The 1,323-nt window shown below is 28.9% G+C and carries 1 protein-coding gene; it reads right to left on the bottom strand.

Annotated features, from left to right (window positions below; all coding sequences use genetic code 11):
- Positions 1-1,245: transposase (locus ACQRC6_RS09740; protein WP_427848746.1), on the bottom strand; the 1,245-nt coding region annotated here is incomplete at its 3' end.
- Between the last annotated feature and the right edge of the window lie 78 nt (positions 1,246-1,323).

Genomic DNA, 1,323 nt, shown 5'->3' with positions numbered 1-1,323 from the left:
CCTATATACTTTAGTTGTCGATATGTATCCACTTTTCTTTTTTGTATGTTTGTCTTTGCATCTTATGAATTCTTTTCCTTCCAGTGTTATGTATTTGTCTTGTTTTTCATCATATTTTAGGTTCTTTCTAAACTCCATGTCTTTTTGGTATTTTCTTGTTTTTGATTTTTCATAGTTTGATGGCTTTATATATGAGTTTAAGCTTTTTTCTGCTAAATACACGTAATTTTCTTCGCTTTCATATCCTGCATCTGCTACTATTTTATTTAGTTTGTTTGGATATTTGTCTAATAGATTTGATAGGAATGGTTTTAAGGTATACATGTCGCTTGGATGGTGTGATATGTTTTCTCCTATGATGAATCCTGATGCGCTTGCTAGTTGTACGTTGTAGGCTGGTTTTAATTGACCGTTTAACATATGGTCTTCTTTCATTCTCATAAAGGTTGCATCATGGTCTGTTTTTGAGTAAGAATTTCTATATTCTCCCATTATTTCTAGGTGCTTTTGATATTTTTCTAGTTTTTCTTTCCAGTCTTTTAGCTTTTCATAGTCTCGTTGGAGCTGATTTTTTCTTTTTCCTTGTCCATATACAAATTCTATACTTTTATTTTTACATTCTTTTTCAACTTGCTTAAATACTATTTTTACAACTTCTAATACTTGTGATGGTGTCAGGTCTTTGTTTAATTTTAGCTGTTCTATTATCTTTTTTCTTAATTTTTCTTGATATTTTTCAATGCTTCCTCTCCATACAAAGCTATATCTATTGGCATAGGCTTCCATTTTTGTTCCGTCTATGTATATGCTTGATAGGTCTATTTGCTTTTCTTCTATTAATATTTGAACCATCTGATTAAGTAAACCTGGCGTTAATTCTGTTATTTTTTGTCTAAATCTATTTATTGTGCTATGGTCAGGTGCTTGTTCTGTATCTAGTAGATATTTAATTCTTAAGTCATATTTACAGGCTTTTTCTATTTCTCTTGATGAAAATATTCCTTCTGAATAGCAAAATATTAATATTTCAAGCATTGTTACAGGATTTACAACTGTTTTTCTTCCATATGATGAATAGACTTTTTTTAATTCTGATAGATTCATCCTTTCAATTATATTTTTTACAAGCCTTAGTTTTACATCATCTTGGATATATATTTCTGTATTAAAGTTTATTTTTAATTGAATTGTGTCATTAACTAGCGTATAATTAGTTAATGACAATGTGTGTTTTTTTATGTTCATAAATACATTGTATCAAAAAAGACGAGGTTTTTTTAATTATCCTCGTCTTTTTTATTTTGGGACTTTTGCAACAGCCCC

Source organism: Peptoniphilus sp. SGI.035 (assembly GCF_050315115.1).
Taxonomy (GTDB): Bacteria; Bacillota; Clostridia; order Tissierellales; family Peptoniphilaceae; genus Peptoniphilus_A.
Note: the sequence above shows the minus strand (reverse complement) of the source record. Positions and strands in the feature narration are given on the sequence as shown.